Genomic DNA, 20,937 nt, shown 5'->3' with positions numbered 1-20,937 from the left:
TAACCCTATCACTTACTTATTAGTAAGTATAAAAAACAATATTATGAAAAGAGTTGTTATTACTGGTTTAGGCGCTATTACGCCTTTAGGAAATGATGTAGATACATTTTGGAACAATGCCATTCAAGGAAAAAGTGGAGCTGCATCGATTACGCATTTTGATGCGACTAACTTTAAAACCAAATTTGCTTGTGAAGTAAAAGGATTTGATCCTTTGCGTTATTTTACAAAACCTGAGGCAAGAAAAATGGATATGTTTACCCAATATGCCATAGCAGCAAGTGAGGAGTGTCTCTCAGATGCTCAATTAAATTGGGAACAAATTGATCGCCATCGATTTGGAACAATTATCGCTACAGGAATTGGAGGTTTAGAAACTTTAGAAGAAGAAATATTAAATTTCGCAACGGATACAACTCAGCCTCGATTTAATCCTTTTTTTATTACCAAAATGATTTCCAATATGGCAGCAGGACAAATTTCAATCCGCTATGGATTAAAGGGAATTAGTTATGCTGTAGCTTCAGCTTGTGCTGCATCAAATAATGCAATCGGCAGTGCATTTGATGCCATTCGCTTAGGTAGAGCAGATCTGATCTTAGCAGGTGGAACGGAAGCTACAATTTGCCAATCGGCCATTGCTGGATTTAACGCGATGAAAGCGCTCTCTACTGCCAATGAAGATCCTAGCCAAGCGTCGCGTCCATTTGATGCTGACCGAACAGGATTTGTAGCTGGTGAAGGAGCTGGTATTATATTGTTGGAAGAATTAGAACACGCTAAAAAAAGAGGTGCTAAGATTTATTGTGAATTAGTTGGTTATGGTTCTGCCTCTGATGCTTATCACGTAGCAGCAACTCATCCCGAAGGAGAAGGTGCCATTGCAGCGATGCAACAAGCCTTAACGGACGCGGGGTTACAAACACAGGAGGTAGATTACATTAACGCTCATGCAACTTCTACACCTGTTGGCGATATCAGTGAATGCAAAGCAATTGAACATTTATTTCAAGATCAGCTAACACATTTAAATGTAAGCGCCACTAAATCCATGACAGGACATCTTCTCGGTGCAGCTGGTGCAATAGAATCCATTTTGTGTATTAAGAGTATAACGGAAGGAGTAATACCCCCAACGATTAATTTAAATACCGTAGACCCTGCAATTAGTGAGTCCCTAAATTTAACACCTAGTAAGGCACAGTATAAAAATGTTAAGGTCGCCATGAATAATACTTTTGGCTTTGGAGGACATACATCAAGTGTTATTTTTAAGAAATTAGAGGACCATCTCACACCAAACAATTAACGACAAACGACAAACACCAAACAACGTACCTCTACAAAAAGAGGAATAAGTAGTTTTTAGTATACCCATTAATTTATAAGAATAATTTTATTAAATTAGTAACAAACAAAACAACTATGGCTACAATTATTGAAACAGATCGCTTGATCATTCGCGAAATAACAAAAGAAGAGGCACAGGGAATTTACAATTTAGACAGCGACGAGCGCGTTGTAAAATACGTGGGTAGTATGGTCATCACCTCTATGGAAGAAGCCAATGAAATTATTGAATTTATCCAGAAACAATATACTGATTTTGGAGTAGGTCGTTGGGCAGTGATCGAAAAGACGACCAATGCGTTTATTGGTTGGTGTGGGTTTAAACTTGTAGAAAATGGTTTAAATGGATTGCGTGAATACTTAGATCTAGCCTATCGTTTTCGTTATGATGCATGGGGGAAAGGGTATGCAACGGAAGCAGCATTAGCTTGTTTGGATTATGCAGCCAATCACTTTCAACATCACCCTATTTTTGCCGTTTCGGAAGTGGAGAATGAAAGTTCTAAACGCGTTTTAGGTAAAATAGGTTTTCATGCAGCATATACTTTTGATTTAGATGGTGTGGATCACTATTGGTACATGAGAGAGTAAAATAGCACAGAGTTAAAAATACGGAAGAGATCTTCGTTTTTTGGGAATCTAGTTTACCTTTGCTTTTTAAACACAAGACGGTGAAAAATTTTCTATTCCTCCTTATTGCTATTGTCAGTGAAGTAATTGCCACTAGTGCGTTAAAAGCTTCAAACGAGTTTACCAAAATTATACCAAGTGTAATTACGGTAACGATGTATGCAGTAGCGTTCTATTTTTTGAGTCTTACACTTCGTACAATTCCCGTAGGAATTGCCTATGCCATTTGGTCTGGAATAGGGATTGTTTTAGTAACCGTGGTTGCCATACTCGTTTATGGTCAAAAACCAGATTTACCCGCTCTTATTGGAATGGCCTTTATTATTTTAGGTGTTGTTATTATTAATTTATTTTCAAAAATGAATGCTCATTAAATGACAGTTGATTTTAATACGATTACCTATTTACAAACAGGTACAGCAATACAACAACGAATCTACCACATCCTGCATACGCATCGAATTCTCGAAAGATTAAGCGATTTTACCCCTGTTGTGGTTGGTACTTTTCCCTTGGATATAGCGATAGAAACTAGCGATATCGATATCGCGTGTTTTTGTGAAGATTTTAATGTATTTAATCAAGTTGTTCAATCGTGTTTTACTGAAAGGGAAGCGTTTACAACCACTCTTATTGAATTGCGCAATCAAAAAGCCTATGTTGCAAATTTTGTAGTCGATGGTGTACCCATTGAAATATTTGCGCAAAATATTCCCGTTAACGAGCAGTATGGATTTCGACATCTGTTGATAGAACACGCTATTCTCCTAGAGAAAGGCTCTACTTTTAAAGCGCAAATAATCGAGCTTAAACGAAAAGGGTTAAAAACAGAACCTGCCTTTGCCTTGCTGTTGGGGTTAACAGGTGATCCTTATGAAGAATTGCTATCCTATGAGTTAACAAACACTAATGAATCATTTCTATAAAATCTCCTCTAAATTGTAAAGGAGTCTGTTTCACGTGTTTTTTAAACAAACGCGAAAAGTATGTGTGATCTTCATAACCCAATTCAAAAGCAATTTCTTTTACAGACTTTGTCGTATAGTACAATAAGCGTTTAGCTTCGTCGATGATCGATTTTTTTAACCAATAACTTACCGTTTGTCCTGTTGTTTTTTTAACACAATCATTTAGATGCGCAGGCGTGATAAAGAGTTGATCTGCAAAGTAAGAAGGCTGTCGCAAATGGGTTTGTGTAGTAATTAGTCGTTTGAATTTAGAGGTAATTACATTCGATTGATTAATTGCCGATACCTCAGGTACTCGCGTATTTTCTTTAAATAAGGAACCAATCTTATAGATGATCGCCTGGAATAATCCGTTGGTTATCTCTGTGGTATATTCTTCTTTTTTTGCTTCATTTTTTGTCAAGAGATCTATAGTATCAAGTAAAGTTTGAGCTGCCTCCATCTGTAAGGGAATACGCTGATGTGTATTGGGTAAGTTAAACAGCATATAGGTTAAATCATCAGGAATTCTAAAGTCTTGGATGCTCAAAAAGTAAGCAAAGAAATCATCACTATATTCTTCTATCGTGTGAATCTGATACGGTTTAATGAGAAACAAATCGCGATTTTGTAAGACGTGATTTTGTAACTCACAGTTGATGCGAAATGTGCCGTTGAGTACAAGTATAAATACATAATAATCGTCGCGGTGGGTTAGACCTACAATATCATCTTCGAGTGTTTGTGGTGCTAACGCTTTCAAATAAACGCCATTTTTAACGGATTTATCTTGACTATATGTTATTATTTCTTGATTGTAAGACATGGTATTGTTTTAGTTCTGTCAAGCAAATATAGTAAAATTATTTAGAATCTTTATAAATAGTAATTGTAATTAAAAAAAAGCCTATCTAATGTAGATAGGCTAAGTATATCAATTGAATGTAAAAAAACGATTAAAATGCTTCAACGATAGCAACAAAATCTGCCGCAACCAAAGCAGCACCACCAATTAGTCCTCCATCAACATCTGGTTGAGAAAAGATTTCTTTTGCGTTGCTTGGTTTAACACTTCCTCCATAGAGAATAGAAGTACTATCTGCTACGGTTTTATTGTATTTTCGCTCGATTTCTTGACGAATAAAAGCGTGAATTTCCTGTGCTTGTTGTGGTGTGGCAGTTTCTCCAGTTCCGATTGCCCAAACAGGTTCATAAGCAATTACAATATTTGCCCATTGCTCTTTTGATAAGTGGAAAAGTCCATCTCTCAATTGATTGAAGATGACATTTAAGTATTGTTTGCTTTCTCTGTCTTTTAGTTCTTCTCCAATACAGTAAATCACACGCATATTGTGTTTTAAGGCAGTATTGACTTTATCTGCTAAAATAGCATCCGTTTCTTTGAAGTAATGTCTTCGTTCTGAGTGTCCGATAATAACCGTTTCCACCCCAACACTCAATAACATTTGAGCTGAAATCTCTCCTGTAAAAGCACCTCCTTCAGCTTGATGCATATTTTGAGCCGCAACCTGAATATTGGTTCCTTCTAAGTGAACAACTGCACTCGCTAAATTAGTAAAGGTCGGAGCAACAATCACTTCGACTTCTTTACCTGTAGGCAATAATTCAATTATCTCGTCTAATAATGCGTGGGTTTCTGGATAATTTTTATGCATTTTCCAGTTTCCAGCAACAATTTGGTGTCTCATCATTATTGTATTGTATTTAATAAGGCTTTTATCTCCTCAAAGTTTTTCTCTGTAGCATTAAAAAGCTCAATTTTTCCTTGTTTATTAACCACGATATAACGCGGTATCCAGTTCAATTGAATGGCTTGTCCGAATGTACCTTTCATGCGTTTTTCATCATTAAGGTAATACTGTTCTCCTTCAATGCCATATTTTTCAATAGCTTCTTTCCAAGCTTCTGGTGTTTTATCTAGCGATAAATTGACAAAAACCACATCGGGAAAATCAGCTTTTATTTTTTTTATTTCTGGAATCGCTTTGATACAGTCAGGACACCAAGCAGCCCAAACATCAATAAGGATGGTTTTTCCTGTATATTGTGCTAAGATGTCTTTGAATGTCAGGGTGCTACCATCTAAAGTATGGAATACTTGATCTAGCGCTTCTGTATTAAATTGTGTTGTATCAACCGTAGTTTCTGCTGGTGCTACAGGAGTTTCCGTAGCATCTGTTGTAGAAATAACTTCTAATTTCTCAGCTTGTTGTTTACAAGCTGTTGCGGTTAACGCAAGTATAGATAGGGATATAAAAAATTTCTTCATAAGTTGATATTTTTATTCGTTTAGCTTTACTCTAGGGTCTAAATAAGCGTAGATCAAATCTACTAAAATTGTTAGGATTACGAAAGCTGTTGCTATAGTAAGTACAGCCCCCATGATAATAGGTAGGTCTAAGGTATTGAGTGCTTCTACAATTTCTTTGCCTAATCCGTTCCAACCAAAAATATACTCTACAAAAACTGCACCAGCTAACATAGAGGCAAACCAACCTGAAAGTGCTGTTACTACAGGGTTAAGCGCATTCTTTATTGCGTGTTTGTAGATCATTTGGTACGTAGACATTCCCTTTGCTTTAGCTGTTCGGATATAATCCAAGCTCAACACTTCTAAAAGAGAATTTCTCATCAATTGAATAACTACAGATAAAGGGCGAATGCCCAGTACAATAGCAGGGAGAATGATATTTTTTAATGCAATGTAGCGCCCTGTCCCGTAATCATCTACCTCGTAGAGACTTCCTGTCATGGGTAAGTGTGTGTACGAATGTAAGAGATACCCAAAAATCCAAGCAAATAAAATTGCACTGAAAAAGGAAGGAATACTCATTCCAAATGTACTGACAATAGAAATGAATCGATCCAACCAACTATTGACATACAAAGCAGAAATTACACCTAAAAATACCCCTATAAAAAGCGCTATACCGATGGCTACTGTAGCGAGTAATACCGTATTAGGTAAGGTCTCTGCCAAAATACTACTCACCGTTTTGCCGTTTTTCTGAAAGCTCTCTCGCAAGTAAGGAACTTTAAGCATGACCTCCGTTTGTCCTGCGTTAAACAAGACGACTCCCTTGTATTTATTCAAATGACGAAAACTGTAGTCGTCTGGATTACTACTGTGCAAAGAAAGGGGAGATAAATCATTTAGATACAACAGGTATTGTTTGGAAACTGGTTGATCAAATCCATATTTCTTTTTAATCGCCAAGAGCTGTTCTGCATTCTCGTTTTGATCCAACATCATACGAGCTGGATCACCAGGTAGAATGGTAAACAAAAAGAAAACTACACTCACAACACCCCAAAGCGTTAGTACAGCATAGCCTATTTTTTTGATAAAGTAAGCTAGCAAATTGTATCTATTTTAAAGTAACTTGATTGCGATCTTTCCAGTGTTTCTTTTCAACAATAACTCCTTTTTCTACAACAACAATACTTGGATTTGCTCTTTCGATAGTCTTTAATGTTGTTGCATCAGAAGTATAATAAATAAAAGGCAGTTCGTATTTTTTTACTACTCCTTCAATTACTGCATTACCAGAAGCAGTTAATCCTGCAACTACATATCCTTTTACAATGGCCTTGTTGGCAAAATCTTTCATTGCTTGTAAACCTTCAGCATCTGCACGCTCTAAATCGTAAGAGATAATCCAGATTAGTTTTGGCTCTTGTAGCATTTGCTCTAGGTGTTCTTCTCCATCTAAATCCATCGTTAAATCGTGGATCTCAGGTTGAAAACCTTCACTCAATTGAATATCCTCGCGGCGTATAAATTCTGCTCCCTCCGGGATATTACCCAATTCTTTATCCGTAAACTTTTCTTCTTTTCCATTGACATTATAATAAAACGTCATTTGATATTCTGCTTTTGGAGCCCCTTCTGGAATTTCCATGCCCTTTTGAATATCTGTACCTACTTTGTAGGCTCTAAAGTCTTTTAATGGCAAGTGATTCAGTACCCAATACCCCATAAAAGAACACAAAATAAGGGTAATCATGAGGATTAGATTGTTGGTTTTTGCCTTGAATATAGGTTTAATAAACGATCTAAATCGGATGAGAATTAGTATAAGAATTAACAATACGATATCCTTTGTGAAAGATCCCCAAGGTGTCAGAGGAACAGCGTCACCAAAACAACCACAATCTGTTACTTTATTGAAGTAAGCCGAATAGAAGGTTAAGAAAGTGAAGAAAACAATCATTAAAAATAACAACGTCAACGTCAATTTACGCATAAATCCGAGTAATAAAGCTACTCCTAATAGTACCTCTGCAATAACCAAAACTACAGCTAAGGATAAGGCATAAGGCATTAAAAAAGGCAAGTTTAAAACGGCTTCTGAAAAATATTCCTCTAGCTTAAAAGAAAAGCCTGTGGGATCATTGAGTTTTACTAAACCGGATAAAATAAATAAGACGCCTACAAATATGCGCGACAATTGCGTGATGATTTTCATAATTAGTGGTTGATGGTTATTTATTCGTTTATTAATTCTAGGTGAATCAATGCAAAGACAGCATAATTTAGCATGTCTTGATAGTTCGCTTCAATTCCTTCAGAAGCTAAGGTTTTACCCTTGTTGTCTTCAATTTGTTTCACGCGAAGTAGTTTCTGTAAAATTAAGTCCGTTAAAGAACTTACACGTAAATCGCGCCAAGCTTCACCGTAATCGTGATTTTTGTTTTCCATTAAGGTTTTAGTTGCTAAAACCTGTTTGTCATAATGAGCTTCTACTTCCTCTGGAGATAGATCAGGATACTTCCCAACCCCAATTTCAGCATTAATTAAGGCCATAACACAATAATTAATGATGCCTATAAATTCAGGTACTTCTCCTTCATCTACTTTGCGTACACTGTTTTCTTGAATACTTCTCAAACGTTGTGCCTTGATGTAAATCTGATCAGTTAAAGAACTTAGACGCATAATACGCCATGCGCATCCATAATCGTGCATTTTTTTCTGAAATAACGATTTGCAAATCGCAATTACCTGATCGTATTGTATAGAAGTAGTACTCATTTAAACTATATTTGTAATGGATTATTCTTCAAAAATAGTAATAATACGATGGCATTGAAAAAAATGTTACATCTTTTGAAGAATTTAATAAAAGTAAAAATAGGATAAAATATTGAATTGTGCTGTATGACAATAAATTGTAAAGGAGAATTGATGGATTTATCTCGCCCCCGTATTATGGGGATTTTAAATGTAACACCCAATTCCTTCTACGATGGAGGTAAATATAAGACAGACATTGACTTCCTCAATCAGACAGAAAAAATGCTAGAAGATGGAGCGGACTTTATAGATGTAGGGGCTTATTCTTCGAAACCTAGTGCTGAATTTGTGGAGGAAGAGGATGAAATAAAGCGCTTAGTTGGAGTTGTATCGCTATTAGTTAAAGCGTTTCCCGATGTAAAGATTTCCATTGATACTTTTCGATCAAAAGTAGCGAAAGAAGCAATCGAAGCAGGAGGGGCGATTGTTAATGATATTGCTGCGGGACTATTAGATGAGCAAATGATGGATGTGGTAGGCCAATTGCAAGTGCCTTACATCATGATGCACATGAGAGGAAATCCTCAAACGATGCAGAAAATGACAAATTACGAGGATTTAATTCTAGAGATGCGCTATTACTTCTCGGAGCGATTAGCGAAAGCAAGAGCAGCAAAAATCAACGATATAGTGCTAGATCCAGGTTTTGGTTTTGCAAAAACACTCGAGCAAAACTATGAGTTAATGGCAAAATTAGAACACTTTCACTATTTTGATTTGCCACTTTTAGTGGGGATCTCTCGAAAATCAATGGTGTACAAACTATTCAACTGTACAGCGCAAGAAGCCTTGAATGGTACAAGCGTACTCCATACAATCGCCCTACAAAAAGGTGCTCAAATATTGCGTGTTCACGATGTGAAAGAAGCAAATGAAGTTAGAAAAATTTTAAACCAATTGATGATATGAGAAAATTACTGTTTGTATTACCTTTTCTATTTCTTTTTTTAAGCTGTGATAAAAAAGAAATGAAATTAGCCCGTGCGGCCTATATTGTAGAAGAAGGAGTTGATGATCATTCACCGATTTATATCGAATTCGCTGAAGATGGTATCCACCCACATTTAAACGACAACAATAGAATTGGAGGAACAAACTTCATCTTTCACGTTCAAAGAGAGCTCAATGCAAAGGAGGTCTTAGAAATAGTGTCTGAAATAAAGAATAAAAAATACGATAAGAACAACATGCACCAAGATGAAAAGGGCGTTTTTTATAGCTATGCAGATACTTTAAATAAACACTTGTCGTTCTTTCCTTTCAAAGCAATTGATTATAGTTTTGAGCGTCCAACGTCAACAGATAAGTTGCTCTATGTCAATGCTTCAAATGATGTGTTTTTTGAAGGAAAAGCAATTGACAGAAATCAATTATTGGAGGTAATCCAAAATCGAGATAGTTTGCAATTAGGTTTCAGTAAGGAGTTAAACTTTGAACAGTACCTACAAATGCGCATTTTGATTGAAGAAACAAAATTGCGTCCACAATTCTTGAATCAGGATAAAATTTATTAACCTTTATTGGTGGTGATAAGGTTCATTGCGCAAGATTGTAAATCCGCGATAGAGCTGTTCAATGATAAATAAACGAATCATTTGATGGGAAAATGTCATTTTTGAAAGTGATATTTTCCCTTTTGCATTTTGGTATACGTCATCTGAAAAACCATAAGGACCACCAATGACAAATACCAAGGTCTTGATTCCTGCATTCATTCTTTTTTGTAGTTCATCAGCAAAACCTACACTCGTAAAGTCTTTTCCTTTTTCATCAAGTAGTACCAGAAAATCCGTTGGGGCAATTTTGCTTAAAATTAATTCCCCTTCTTTTTGCTTTTGTTGTGCTTCAGATAAATTTTTAGCATTCTTGATATCAGCGATAACCTCGAGATCAAATTTCACATAAAAAGACAAGCGTTTGATGTAGTCATTCATCAACGTTTGCAATTCTTTATTGTCGGTTTTTCCGATAGCAAGGAGTTTTATATTCATCTGTTTTGAATTTGAGGCAAAGGTACTATTTTCCTTTCAGTTCTTAAGTCCTGCACAAAGATTTATAAACCAAAAAGGGTTGTCATTTTTTGACAACCCTTTTTGGTTTACTTTTATTAAACTACTTTGTAAATCCTTGATATTTTAAATATGCATCAATAGTAGGATCTTTTTTTCTAAAATCGCGATACAATTTGTCTAACGGAAGTGTATTTCCTCTTGAAAATAACATCTTTCTCAACGTACTTCCATTTTCAGATGTTAATCCACCGTTTTCTTCTAACCAAGCATAAGTGTCATAATCAAGCATTTCTGACCATTTATAGGAGTAATACCCTGCTGCATATCCACCACCAAAAATGTGACTAAAATAGGTAGATCTATATCTTGGAGGAACTTGCTCTAAATAAATGTTGTATTTTTTTAGGGCTTGAATTTCAAACTCTTCGATGGAAGAAATAGAGGTATTTTCGTCAATAGAATGCCAGGCTAAATCTAAAATTGTTGCTCCAAGTAATTCAGTTAAGTCAAATCCTTTGTTAAAACCAACGGATGCATCAATTTTTTCTTGGAGGTCTTTTGGCATCACATAACCTGTTTGGTAATGTCTGGTATAGTTGTTAAATACAGTTGGATGAAAGGCAAAATGTTCATGAAATTGAGATGGGAATTCAACAAAGTCTCTTGCTACATTTGTTCCAGATAGTGTTGGATAGTTTTGTTCTGCAAATAAACCATGTAATGCATGACCAAACTCGTGAAATAATGTAGTTACTTCGTCTAGTGTTAACAAGGTAGGTTTTCCGTCTACAGGTTTAGCAAAATTGGCAACGTTATAAACAACAGGTTGGCGTTTGGTTAAGAAAGATTGATCAACAATATTACTCATCCATGCACCACCTTGTTTTGAATCGCGTTGATAATAATCCGTATAAAATAAACCAAGTGAACTTCCATCTTGATTGAAAAATTCATATACATTAACATCTTCATGCCAAACAGGTAGGTCCTTGCGTTCAACATAAGAAAGACCATATAAATACTTCGCCATGAAAAATACACCATCTTTAAGAACTTTCTGTAATTCAAAGTAAGGCTTGATTTCCTCTTGATTCAATGTATATTTACTTTCTTTTACTTTTTCAGCATAATAGGACCAATCAGCAGCTTTTACGGTAGTTGATTCTCCTCTTTGGTTGGCAAGATGTTGTAATTCTTGCAGTTCAATTTTTGCAGCTTCAACAGCGTGTGTATTTAAAGTTTCTAACATCTTAAAAACACGATCAGGTGTTTGAGCCATTGTACCTTGTAAACTCCATTCAGCATACGTATTGAAACCTAGCAATTTTGCTTTTGCTGCTCTTTTTTTAGCTATTTCAATTACAAGTTCTTGGGTATCGTTTTTGTCTTTTTTCTCCGCTCTTTGCCATGATGCTTGAAATAATTGTTCACGAGTTGCAGCGTTATCCAATTGACTTGAAATGGGTTGTTGCGTAGTATTACTTAATGTAATGCGATATGTTTCGCCATTTTTATCTAGAGATGAAAGAGCTGACTGAGATAAACCAGCCAATTCTTCTAAACTCAAATTCACTCCTCCTTCTTTTGTAGCAGCTAAAAGCTTGTCGCTAAACGAAGCGGTTAGACCAGCGATATCTTGATTTAGTTTTTTCAGTTGCTCTTTGGCATCGGCAGATAAATTTGCACCTGCTTGTTCAAAGCGCTCATAATATACTTCTATTAATCGTACTTGTTCCGGATCTAAAGCAAGGTTGTCTTTGGATTGGTACAATTTTTTAACTCGTTCAAATAAAGCATCGTTTAGATAAATACCATCTTCATGAGCCGCAAATACTGGGGCTAATTCATTGTTAATAGCAATTAGTTCAGTATTAGTATGCGCACTTGTTAAAAGATGAAAAACGTTACTTACTCTATTCAGCAAAAGACCTGATAGCTCTAACGCTTCCATTGTATTGGTAAAAGTAGGTTCTTCGGCAGTAGAAACAATTTTTTTAATGGCTTCATTTTGTTGACGCATCCCCTCTAACAAAGCTGGTTTGAAATCCTTGTTTTTTATTTTTGAAAAGTCTGCAGTATGGTATGGCAAATCACTTTCTAAGTAAAAAGCATTTGTCTCATCCCAGTTTGTCTTGTTTTTACAAGACATCGAAAATAAAGAAGCGCCAATCGCAACGCCGATAATTACTTTTTTTACATACATAAGGTAAAATAGTTTTAAATTTAAGTTTGTCAAAGATAGAAATATATTGGAATTGACTTATTTTATTATAAATTTAAACCACGCTTTTGTATCAATTTCTTTGTTGATTGCGCGTTTTTATTAAATACAACCTTTATTTATGTTTAGAATAAAATTCTTTTTAACTCTCGTTACTGTACTTGTTGGAACAAGCGTATTTGCCCAATCGAGTGCAATTCGAAATCAATTGAAAAAGAAATACACCACAAGTGAATCAAGTAGTTTACTAAAAGAATTAAAAGAAGTAGAGAAAATTAGACAACGAGAATTGTCGATCTATAAAAATCAGCATTTCGCGTTTAAAAGTGAATTTGTTGATGAAAACAACTATTTTCAAGCACAGCGAATCGAACGCAATGCTGTGATTTATTTCAAAACCCATAACGAAATGTCTCGTATGATCAGTGGAGTGGATCAAATGTTAACCTCTGAGAATCCCAGTATTAGTGGATTAGCAGGGCAAGAAATGGTTGTTGGTGTTATTGATGGGGATTTGGCTTTTCATCGCCATGTTGAATTTGCAAAGGGAGCTCAGACTAAATTAACACTATTAGATAACTGGGATGAAAAAATAGACGAGGGAGCTGTTGAATTTCGTACAATGGAACGAAGACGAAGTCACGCAACACATGTCACAGGTACTATTTTAGCCCAAGGAGTTAATTCTAAAGCTTTAGGTATAGCTCCTGAGGCAGAGGCTTTTAGTTATAAATGGACCAATGATATGGCAAAAATGGCGGATTTGGGACAAAAGGGAATTTTGGTATCGAATCACTCCTATGGTATTGCAGCAGTAGACGATAAAAAACAACCGTTGTTGCCTTCTGATTTCTTCGGTACATATACAACAGATGCCGTGAATATGGATAAAATAGCTTATCGCTATCCTTATTTACAACCTGTTGTGGCTGCAGGTAACGATAAAATTTATGCAGAAATCATCAATCCAACAAAGCACGGAATGGATTTGTTGTTAGGACACGCAAATGCAAAGAATGCAATTGTTGTAGGTGCAGTGGGTTTAGGGAAAGACGGATCCCTAAGAGAAACGGATTTTAGCAGTAATGGTCCAACGAATGACTTTAGAATTAAACCAGATATCGTTGCCATAGGTGAGGATGTCTATTCTTCAGCCTATCAATATCGCTATAGTACAGGAGAAGTAGAGAAAACTAATCTCTATGCAATATTGAGTGGAACTTCAATGGCAACACCTTCTGTATCCGGAATTCTCCTGCTTTGGCAACAATGGGCAATTGCACAGAATCATTTTCCTTATAAAGCCGCTACAATCAAAGGTATTATGATTAATAGTGCAGAAGCAATGCCTTTTCAGGTAGGACCTAATGCGCGAACAGGATGGGGAATAATCAATGCATGGAATGGAGTTCAACTTTTAGAGGCTGCTAAAGAGAAAAAAGCATTTATCGGTGAAGAGTATTTGAAAAATAAGGAAGAGAGAAAATTTCAATTTTCACTCACGGAACAAGTGAATCGATTGTCTTTTACTATTGTGTGGACGGATGTTGAAGGAACCTATCAAGAGAAAAATTTTCAGGAGTATACGGGAATCAAACATTTAGTTAATGATTTGGATATTCGAGTACGCAAAGATGGAAAACTATATTTGCCCTGGCGATTAGTAGATAGTTTTGGGAATGACCCCGCAGTACAAGGAGACAATACAGTTGATAATGTAGAACGCATTGATATTGATCAACCCGAAATCGGAACTTATGAAGTTGTTATTTCCCATAAAGGATCCTTAATCAATAACATACAAGATTTTACTCTTATCGTAAATTCAGATCGGTATTCAGGTGTGCAAAAGATGTTTGAAGATGTTGAAGACAATGAAAAACAGTTAGTCGCTTGGCCCAATCCTGTAGAAGATGTATTAAATGTAGAAATTCCTACAGCTCTTACTTTTTCAGCACTAAAAGCAACGGTACACGATAGCAATGGGAAGCGGATATATGAAGTTCCTCTAGCAGGATCCAACAGACAAAGTTTTAATTTCTCCTCCTTATCTAGTGGAATGTACTTTTTTCAACTCACAGGAGGAAACCAAAAATATCAGATAAAGTTTATCAAAAAGTAATGTAGCACAAGTTAAATCCCTTTGAACCTTTGTTCAAAGGGAATTTTTTTTACGATATCTCATTTTTTTTTTCAAAAAAACACTTAATTTTACAAATGATTTATTTTTATATAAAATGTTATTTTTTGTAAATATATTTTTATTTTATACTTATTTGTTGATTTAAAATTATTTTTTGAAAACAAAATATGTGATTTGTGTATTTTTTTTCATGTGAAAATATCGGGAAAGTCTACAAGAGAATCATCTTTAGTGAAAGGATACACAAAGTCAATCATTTGGTGTCTAAATAGAGTAAATTGATAAGTAGATCATTTAGTTAGGCTATAGATTTTAGACAAATAAAAAAGAAATAGAAAGAAAAGGAGTTTTTACGCCTGTAGCTGAAAAGCAGTATCGTTTCTGAGCAAGTAGAATAATTTCAAAAGTAAATAACAAAACCATTTTAATCCTTACCAAATTGGTAGAGGAAAGACTATTATTTGCTTTTATTCTCGGGAATTAATAACGTGAAATCAGGCTTTAATATGTTGATTATTAGTTTTTTATTTTAAATAAATCCGATAAAATAGATGAAAAATACCTAAAATTTAATATATGAATAGAAAAAAGCGAGGAGTGAAATTAGCTTTGATAACAGTTGTGCAAGCAATACTGTTAAGTTATAGTAACGAGGATAATACAACAAAAGAACAAATGAGAATAACGAGTGAGTCAACATCGGAAATTATCAATGATGGACCCCCTACGTTATTAATTACAAACAAAATCAATTCGCCCATCATTTCTCCAAGAAAAATGGGGAGTAGTAATTGTGTTGATAACGTTGAAAATCAAGAAAAAACATTTGATAATTTTTCTAAGTTTGATACAGGAGCCTATTTGATGTGGCCTGGAAATATTCTTCAAGGTCAAACCATTAAAACAGGAGCTTTAGCTGCAATTCCTATAGGTGAAAATGGACGAAATCCAATTGAGGTTAAAATTGATGCATTTTCATCGAATACGACGATATCGTCTAGTCAAATCATTAAAAAGCCTACAGCGGGACGCGTGCAAAATGCCTTGGAGATTGCGTTGAATAGTTTTTATAAATCTAAAACAAAATTCCCAGCAAATTATACGATAGATATACAACGAACATTTAGTAGTTCCCAGCTTCAACTGGCGTTAAATGTTGGGTACACTGGGGCATCAGGAGTAGACTTAGGGGCTAGTTTTGGAATCGATTTTAAAACGAGTAAAACGTATTATGCAGTAACATTAAAACAGAAGTTTTTTAGCGTTTCTGTTTATCCCAAATCAGGATTACAAGGTGATTTAGGTTGGGTTAAAACAGAATATCCTTCAAGTGAGTTAGATCAATTCATGGGAAAAGATCGACCACCCGTTTACATTTCTTCTGTTACTTACGGTCGACTGTATACCCTTGTTTATGAATCAAGTGAAAGTGCACTGGAACTAGAACAAGCACTGAATTTCGCTTATAAAAATCCAACAATCGAACTATCAGCTGAGCAAAAACTAAAATATTCTAAGACCTTATCTAGTTCTAGGGTATATGTTAAGCAACTCGGAGGTAACGCAACAAAAGGAGTATTGACCACTTTTGAAAGTCAGGCTGGTAATTTTGAATCCATTAGAGATTTTGTAGTCAAAGGAGCAGAAGTGTCAAAACAAAACCCAGGTTACCCAATTGAATATTCAGCAGTTCACGTAGGTACAAATCAGCCTGTTACGATCAAAATGACGGCAAAGAATAAGTATAAAGAATGTAAGCAAATTACATACGTAGCAGACTCATATAGTAAAGCCAGAGCTGAAGTAGATAAATTAAAATCAGAATATGGAATTGGAAACTCAGCGCTAATTTTGATTCACAACAATACAGATCAAGAACTTGTTTTGACCAAAACATCCTCTTGGTATAGAAGTTCTTTTTACAACAGTCCACCAACGATAATCCCAGCTAGAAAATACGGATACTGTTTAACGGTGCATAAAACTGGAAGTGCAACAGGAACGTTTAATCAGATTTCATATAAGTTCAAAGAAGGTATAGTGAGTTTTGGTACATATGCTCCTTGGGGGCAGTTTTATACCAATAATGTCCTCGTTGATTTTAAAGAAATAACGGAACATGAATTGTACAACAACAGTGATAGGCCTGTTTTCGAAAAAGTAAAAGGAAATACAAGAATAAGAGGAAGAATCGATACAGGAGATAGTCCGCATGTACTTTTTACAGTAACACAGTAAAGATAATAGTAAGAATCTTTTACTGAAATCCCCTAAAGATGAAACATCTTTAGGGGATTTTTTTGAAAATGACAAGGCTACTGACTGTAAAATTCTAACTAATAAAGTCATTTATTTTTGATCTAATTGAAAAATGGCATATTATTTGTTTTTGTTTTATTTATGATTTTTTAGGTTTTATTTGATTTATTATTCAAATAAATTTTGCTAAAAAATATTAAAAAAGAATGAATAATGTATTAATGATGAATGTATGAAGCGATTAATTAGCCTCGTGATGATTGGAATGTCCTCTTTTGTTTTTGGACAACAAAGTAAAACAAATGATTCTCTTCCCCCCTTAATCCCCACAACAAAACAAGGTCTGATCAAGGACTTTGATGTAAGATTTTATGTTAGATCGGGTTTTGATGCTAATTTTGAAGAGAATAAGCTTCAAACAAGTCGCTTTTTTGCAGATGAGTTGCGAATCGACATGAAAGCAAAGTTACACGAAAGGGTGTCGGTTCGATTTAGACATCGATTTAACACCAAACCTGTTCCTGGTACTTTAGATAAGATGAGTTCAGCTGTAAATCTCGCTTTTATAGAGGTTCAAGCCTTGCCAAAAATGAGTGTGTCCTTTGGTAAACTTGGTGCTGATTGGGGGGGGTATGAATACGACCTAAATGCAATTGAAATATTAGCGTATAATGACATCCTTAGTCGCGCTGAAAATTATCTCGTTGGACTTGGGATTGCTTATCAAGTACATGATAAACATCGTTTCAATTTTCAGCTGTTGAATGCTAGTGCAAATAAACTAGATGAAGTTGGTGAGTTTGCAATGCCTAAAGGAAGTGAAGTAAGTAAGACTCCCTATGCTTTTGTAGGAAATTGGAGGGGGAGTTTTTGGAATGATAAATTTCAAACTTCTTATAGTTACAGCTATTTTACACAAGCTAAAAATAGAGCAATGCAATACATTGCTTTAGGTAATAAGTATGAAAGTGGACGACTAACTTGGATGTACGATTTCCAATACAGTCATAATGGAATAGATAAAAACGGAATTATTAGTTCAATGTTTGCTGCGGAAGAACCTGAATTGTTAGAAAGTGTTTCTTATATTGATCATTGGACGAGAATAGACTACAAGGTTTTGACAAACTTCTGTCTCTCCCTAACGCTGATGACTAGTAATGGTTATGCAAAAAACATAACAGCTACAAACGAAGGGTATAGTCATTTAAGAAAAAGTTATGGAATCATTCCGATGTTACAGTATCGACCTTTTAAAAAAGTTGATTTGCGCTTTTTTGCTGCTTATGTCGGACGTTGGTACAACTATTCAAGTTATGCAAAAGAAAATCTAAATCAGCACAATTACAGTACAGGACGTATTGCGCTCGGATTAATAGCGCCCTTAAACGTGTTTTAAACCAAAGCAACTCATTTTTTTGTTAAAATTAACCAAACAATATTCGTTTAGATGATTTAAATTTTAACTTCACAACCTTGATCAAATAATCAAGTAAAGGGTAAGAGTAACAAACATAAGATCATGAATAAAAGAATTGTTAGTTTATTTAGTTTTTTGGCTCTTTGTAGTTGGAGTGCAACTGCTCAAAATCAAGTACAAAAAAACAAAATAACAACGAGTTATAAAGAGGGTATAGCTGATGATAAAAAAGCAGCACTCTTAAAAGGACATGCTTTAAAGAAACAAAAAGCAGTTGACTTAGCAAAAGATAATAATATATCACTAGGAGGGGTTACCAAAGAAGGAAGGGTTTATCGATTACAACGTGTAGATGAGTTTGGAAATTATATCTATTATATTACCCATAATGAAGGAAGTCGAGTTACAGCTAAAGTAAATGATATTGCACCAGGAGGAAGCTTGGGATTAAATTTAGATGGAACGGGAGTAACTGTTGGTGTATGGGATGGTGCTTCGGCTTTGGCTACCCATGTGGAGTTTGGAGATGGAAGAGGATCATCAAGAGTACTGGCAAAAGACAATATACCTAACGTTGCGACATTAAATGGAGGTGATTTAAATCAATTTGTAAGAGGATTTTCACATTCAACCCACGTTGTTGGTACGATTGCCGCAAAGGGAATCTCTGCTAATGCACGAGGAATGGCTCCTGAGGCAGTTGTTGTTAGTTACAATTGGGATGATGATGTAAATGAAATGAATGATGAAGCAGAAACTAATGGATTACTAGTGTCTAATCATTCTTATGGAATGGCAGCAATTGATGATACTGGTCGTGTATTGGCTCCAGATTATTACTTTGGTAGCTATGATTATACTGCGATGGTTTATGATTGGCTTGCACATACCTATAAATATTATCAACCTGTAGTTGCTGCAGGAAATGATCAAAGATATTATGGAAGAGTTAATCCAACAAAAAATGGAGCAGATATGCTTTTAGGTAATACTGTAGCAAAAAACGTTATTGTTGTTGGAGCGGTAAGAGAAGTATCAAACTATACAGGCCCTGAGAGCGTCCGTATTGCTGATTTTAGTAGTCAAGGACCAAGTAATGATTTTCGCATAAAGCCAGATATCACAGCAAAAGGAGTAGATGTTTATTCTAGTTATTATCGCTTACCAAGTCCAATTAGTAGTGCACCTAGAACAGATGTTTATTCTAGTATAGGAGGAACCTCTATGGCGGCACCCGCTGTTACGGGTATTATTGCTTTGTGGCAACAATGGGCAATGGAAAATAGAGAAATGCCTTTTAAATCGGCAACAATTCGAGCTTTGATGGTACACACAGCTGAAGAAGCAGGCATCGCTCCAGGACCGGATAACAAATTTGGATGGGGATTGATCAATGCAAAAGCAGGAGTACAAGTGATTTTGGGAAATCTTGATGGAGACGCTCTGGTAGAAGAGGGGGAATTAACACAAGGTGAAACACTAGAAAAAGAGTTTATCATACAAGAAGGAGGTAGTAAGTTGATAGCAACGTTAACTTGGACTGATCCAGAAGGTGAATTTAATAGAAGAAATTTCGATGAAGAATATGCGATAAATAACCCTTCCTTAGTAAATGATCTAGATTTACGTGTTTTTAAAGACGGAGAAGAGTTTTTCCCATGGAGATTGAATAAAGATTTTACTAATCTAATTGCTTTAAAAGGAGATAACGATGTTGATAATGTGGAAAAAGTGGAGATAGAACTAGCAGAAGCAGGAACGTATAGAATTGTAGTATCCCATAAAGGAAATTTACAAGACGGAAAACAAGAGTATTCACTTCTTGTAAGTACCGGTGATTTTGATACTTTATCTACTGAAGAATTTAAAATTGATGAATCACTATTTTCGATATGGCCTAATCCAGTAGTGGAAACATTGAATATTACAATTCCAGAAGAAGCGGAACTAAACGGAGCTTCCATAGAATTATTTGATTTGAGTGGTCGACGTGTTCACTATATTTCAACGATAAACACAAACCAAGTAGAGTTAGATCTGAAAGGACTCTCATCTGGAGTTTATATTGTGAAAGTAAAAGGCAACGGCTTTGAAAGGACAGAGCGCATTGTGAAGAAATAATAAAAGGAGAGCATTGCTCTCCTTTTATTATTTGTAGATTTGTCATTCGTCGTTGGTTGTAAAAGATTATCGTTTTAAAGAAAGGACTTTCTATTTCTGGACAATCTACCGATACCTCATAACAGATCACTGATAACTCCCAACGAACAACAAACAACAAACAAAAATTATAAGTCTACCGATAACAGATAACCAATTACTGATTATTCCTAAATAAGGACGATTGTTTTTCAACGAGAATCTTCTCAACGAACAACAAACGACAAACGACAAACAAAAACTTTTGTCTCTAACACCCGTACTACAAGCGAGTTGCAAAAAACTTTGAAAATACTTTAAAAAAAAGGTTTAGAATAATTTGGAAGTGGCGAAAAAGGTACTATTTTTGCATCCGCATTAAACAAGCAGACGTTCATAGAAAAGCACAGAATAAAGACTTAAGATTGTTTTAAAAATATTTTTAAAAAATAAATTTGGATAATCGGAATAAAGAGTCTTATCTTTGCAGTCCGCTTCAGTAAAGGCTGGGGATTGGCGAAAAGAAAAAAAATATTTTGCTAATTCAGAAAAGTTTTTTACTTTTGCACTCGCTTTGAAAAACAAGTGAGAATTAGAAACGATCATAGACATATTGGACAACAGCATACGAAAAAAGAGAGTAAGGTGATTTTAGGATCACGAAATAAACTAGCTAACTTTTTACAATATTAAAAATATACGATGAAGAGTTTGATCC

The 20,937-nt window shown here is 35.2% G+C and carries 18 protein-coding genes; 10 read left to right on the top strand and 8 right to left on the bottom strand.

Annotated elements, in window-relative coordinates; genetic code table 11:
* Window positions 1-43: 43 nt before the first annotated feature.
* From fabF to H4K33_RS15425, 4 genes are all read left to right on the top strand, one after another.
* Complete coding sequence (gene fabF, locus H4K33_RS15440; protein ID WP_182650592.1) at window positions 44-1,309, top strand: beta-ketoacyl-ACP synthase II; 1,266 nt, start codon at window positions 44-46, stop codon at window positions 1,307-1,309.
* Between the two features lie 116 nt (window positions 1,310-1,425).
* Complete coding sequence (locus H4K33_RS15435; protein WP_182650589.1) at window positions 1,426-1,941, top strand: GNAT family N-acetyltransferase; 516 nt, start codon at window positions 1,426-1,428, stop codon at window positions 1,939-1,941.
* A gap of 80 nt (window positions 1,942-2,021) precedes the next feature.
* Window positions 2,022-2,354 carry an SMR family transporter gene (locus H4K33_RS15430; protein ID WP_182650587.1) on the top strand — a complete coding sequence of 111 codons (333 nt, stop codon included), beginning with the start codon at window positions 2,022-2,024 and terminating at the stop codon, window positions 2,352-2,354.
* Complete coding sequence (locus tag H4K33_RS15425) at window positions 2,355-2,906, top strand: DUF4269 domain-containing protein (protein ID WP_182650584.1); 552 nt, start codon at window positions 2,355-2,357, stop codon at window positions 2,904-2,906. It begins immediately after the preceding gene.
* Here H4K33_RS15425 and H4K33_RS15420 read toward each other — a convergent pair.
* The 6 genes from H4K33_RS15420 to H4K33_RS15395 all read right to left on the bottom strand — a co-directional run bounded on the left by H4K33_RS15420 (window position 2,887) and on the right by H4K33_RS15395 (window position 7,983).
* Complete coding sequence (locus H4K33_RS15420; protein WP_182650582.1) at window positions 2,887-3,753, bottom strand: helix-turn-helix transcriptional regulator; 867 nt, start codon at window positions 3,751-3,753, stop codon at window positions 2,887-2,889. The genes H4K33_RS15425 and H4K33_RS15420 overlap by 20 nt on opposite strands.
* Before the next feature lie 130 nt (window positions 3,754-3,883).
* The gene (tpiA, locus tag H4K33_RS15415) at window positions 3,884-4,636 is read right to left on the bottom strand and encodes a triose-phosphate isomerase (RefSeq protein WP_182650619.1); all 753 of its coding nucleotides are present in this window, start codon (window positions 4,634-4,636) and stop codon (window positions 3,884-3,886) included.
* Between the two features lie 2 nt (window positions 4,637-4,638).
* Window positions 4,639-5,217, bottom strand: a complete 579-nt coding sequence (locus tag H4K33_RS15410) for a TlpA disulfide reductase family protein (protein ID WP_182650580.1) — start codon at window positions 5,215-5,217, stop codon at window positions 4,639-4,641.
* A 12-nt stretch (window positions 5,218-5,229) separates the two neighbouring features.
* A complete protein-coding gene (locus H4K33_RS15405; protein ID WP_182650578.1) occupies window positions 5,230-6,309 on the bottom strand; it encodes an ABC transporter permease in 1,080 nt (359 codons plus the stop codon).
* Between the two features lie 7 nt (window positions 6,310-6,316).
* Window positions 6,317-7,417, bottom strand: coding sequence for a BT_3928 family protein (locus tag H4K33_RS15400; protein WP_182650576.1), 1,101 nt, complete (start codon window positions 7,415-7,417; stop codon window positions 6,317-6,319).
* Between the two features lie 20 nt (window positions 7,418-7,437).
* Complete coding sequence (locus tag H4K33_RS15395) at window positions 7,438-7,983, bottom strand: DUF1599 domain-containing protein (protein WP_182650575.1); 546 nt, start codon at window positions 7,981-7,983, stop codon at window positions 7,438-7,440.
* A 126-nt stretch (window positions 7,984-8,109) separates the two neighbouring features.
* Here H4K33_RS15395 and folP point away from each other — a divergent pair, with 126 nt between their 5' ends.
* Window positions 8,110-8,934 carry a dihydropteroate synthase gene (gene folP / locus H4K33_RS15390; protein ID WP_182650573.1) on the top strand — a complete coding sequence of 275 codons (825 nt, stop codon included), beginning with the start codon at window positions 8,110-8,112 and terminating at the stop codon, window positions 8,932-8,934.
* Window positions 8,931-9,539: a hypothetical protein gene (locus H4K33_RS15385; protein WP_182650571.1), complete on the top strand. Its 609-nt coding sequence runs from the start codon at window positions 8,931-8,933 to the stop codon at window positions 9,537-9,539. The genes folP and H4K33_RS15385 overlap by 4 nt, the downstream gene beginning before the upstream one ends.
* Before the next feature lie 3 nt (window positions 9,540-9,542).
* Here H4K33_RS15385 and rlmH read toward each other — a convergent pair whose 3' ends face one another.
* Both rlmH and H4K33_RS15375 read right to left on the bottom strand, forming a co-directional pair.
* Window positions 9,543-10,016, bottom strand: a complete 474-nt coding sequence (rlmH, locus tag H4K33_RS15380; RefSeq protein ID WP_182650569.1) for a 23S rRNA (pseudouridine(1915)-N(3))-methyltransferase RlmH — start codon at window positions 10,014-10,016, stop codon at window positions 9,543-9,545.
* A 121-nt stretch (window positions 10,017-10,137) separates the two neighbouring features.
* On the bottom strand, window positions 10,138-12,240 hold the full coding sequence (locus H4K33_RS15375; RefSeq protein WP_182650567.1) for a M3 family metallopeptidase: 2,103 nt from the start codon (window positions 12,238-12,240) through the stop codon (window positions 10,138-10,140).
* A 139-nt stretch (window positions 12,241-12,379) separates the two neighbouring features.
* On the opposite strand from H4K33_RS15375, the gene H4K33_RS15370 reads away from it, so the two are divergent.
* The 4 genes from H4K33_RS15370 to H4K33_RS15355 all read left to right on the top strand — a co-directional run bounded on the left by H4K33_RS15370 (window position 12,380) and on the right by H4K33_RS15355 (window position 20,201).
* Window positions 12,380-14,380 (top strand): S8 family serine peptidase, encoded by a 2,001-nt coding sequence (locus H4K33_RS15370; RefSeq protein ID WP_220485343.1) that lies wholly within the window; start codon window positions 12,380-12,382, stop codon window positions 14,378-14,380.
* Between the two features lie 597 nt (window positions 14,381-14,977).
* Window positions 14,978-16,639: a thiol-activated cytolysin family protein gene (locus H4K33_RS15365; protein WP_182650565.1), complete on the top strand. Its 1,662-nt coding sequence runs from the start codon at window positions 14,978-14,980 to the stop codon at window positions 16,637-16,639.
* A 253-nt stretch (window positions 16,640-16,892) separates the two neighbouring features.
* Window positions 16,893-18,059 carry a porin gene (locus H4K33_RS15360; RefSeq protein ID WP_182650563.1) on the top strand — a complete coding sequence of 389 codons (1,167 nt, stop codon included), beginning with the start codon at window positions 16,893-16,895 and terminating at the stop codon, window positions 18,057-18,059.
* A 123-nt stretch (window positions 18,060-18,182) separates the two neighbouring features.
* Window positions 18,183-20,201, top strand: a complete 2,019-nt coding sequence (locus H4K33_RS15355) for a S8 family serine peptidase (protein WP_182650561.1) — start codon at window positions 18,183-18,185, stop codon at window positions 20,199-20,201.
* Window positions 20,202-20,937 lie beyond the last annotated feature (736 nt).

It is taken from the genome of Myroides sp. WP-1, assembly GCF_014145635.1.
Taxonomy (GTDB): Bacteria; Bacteroidota; Bacteroidia; order Flavobacteriales; family Flavobacteriaceae; genus Flavobacterium.
The sequence above is the reverse complement of the archived record's forward strand: the minus strand, read 5'-3'. Positions and strand labels throughout refer to the sequence as shown.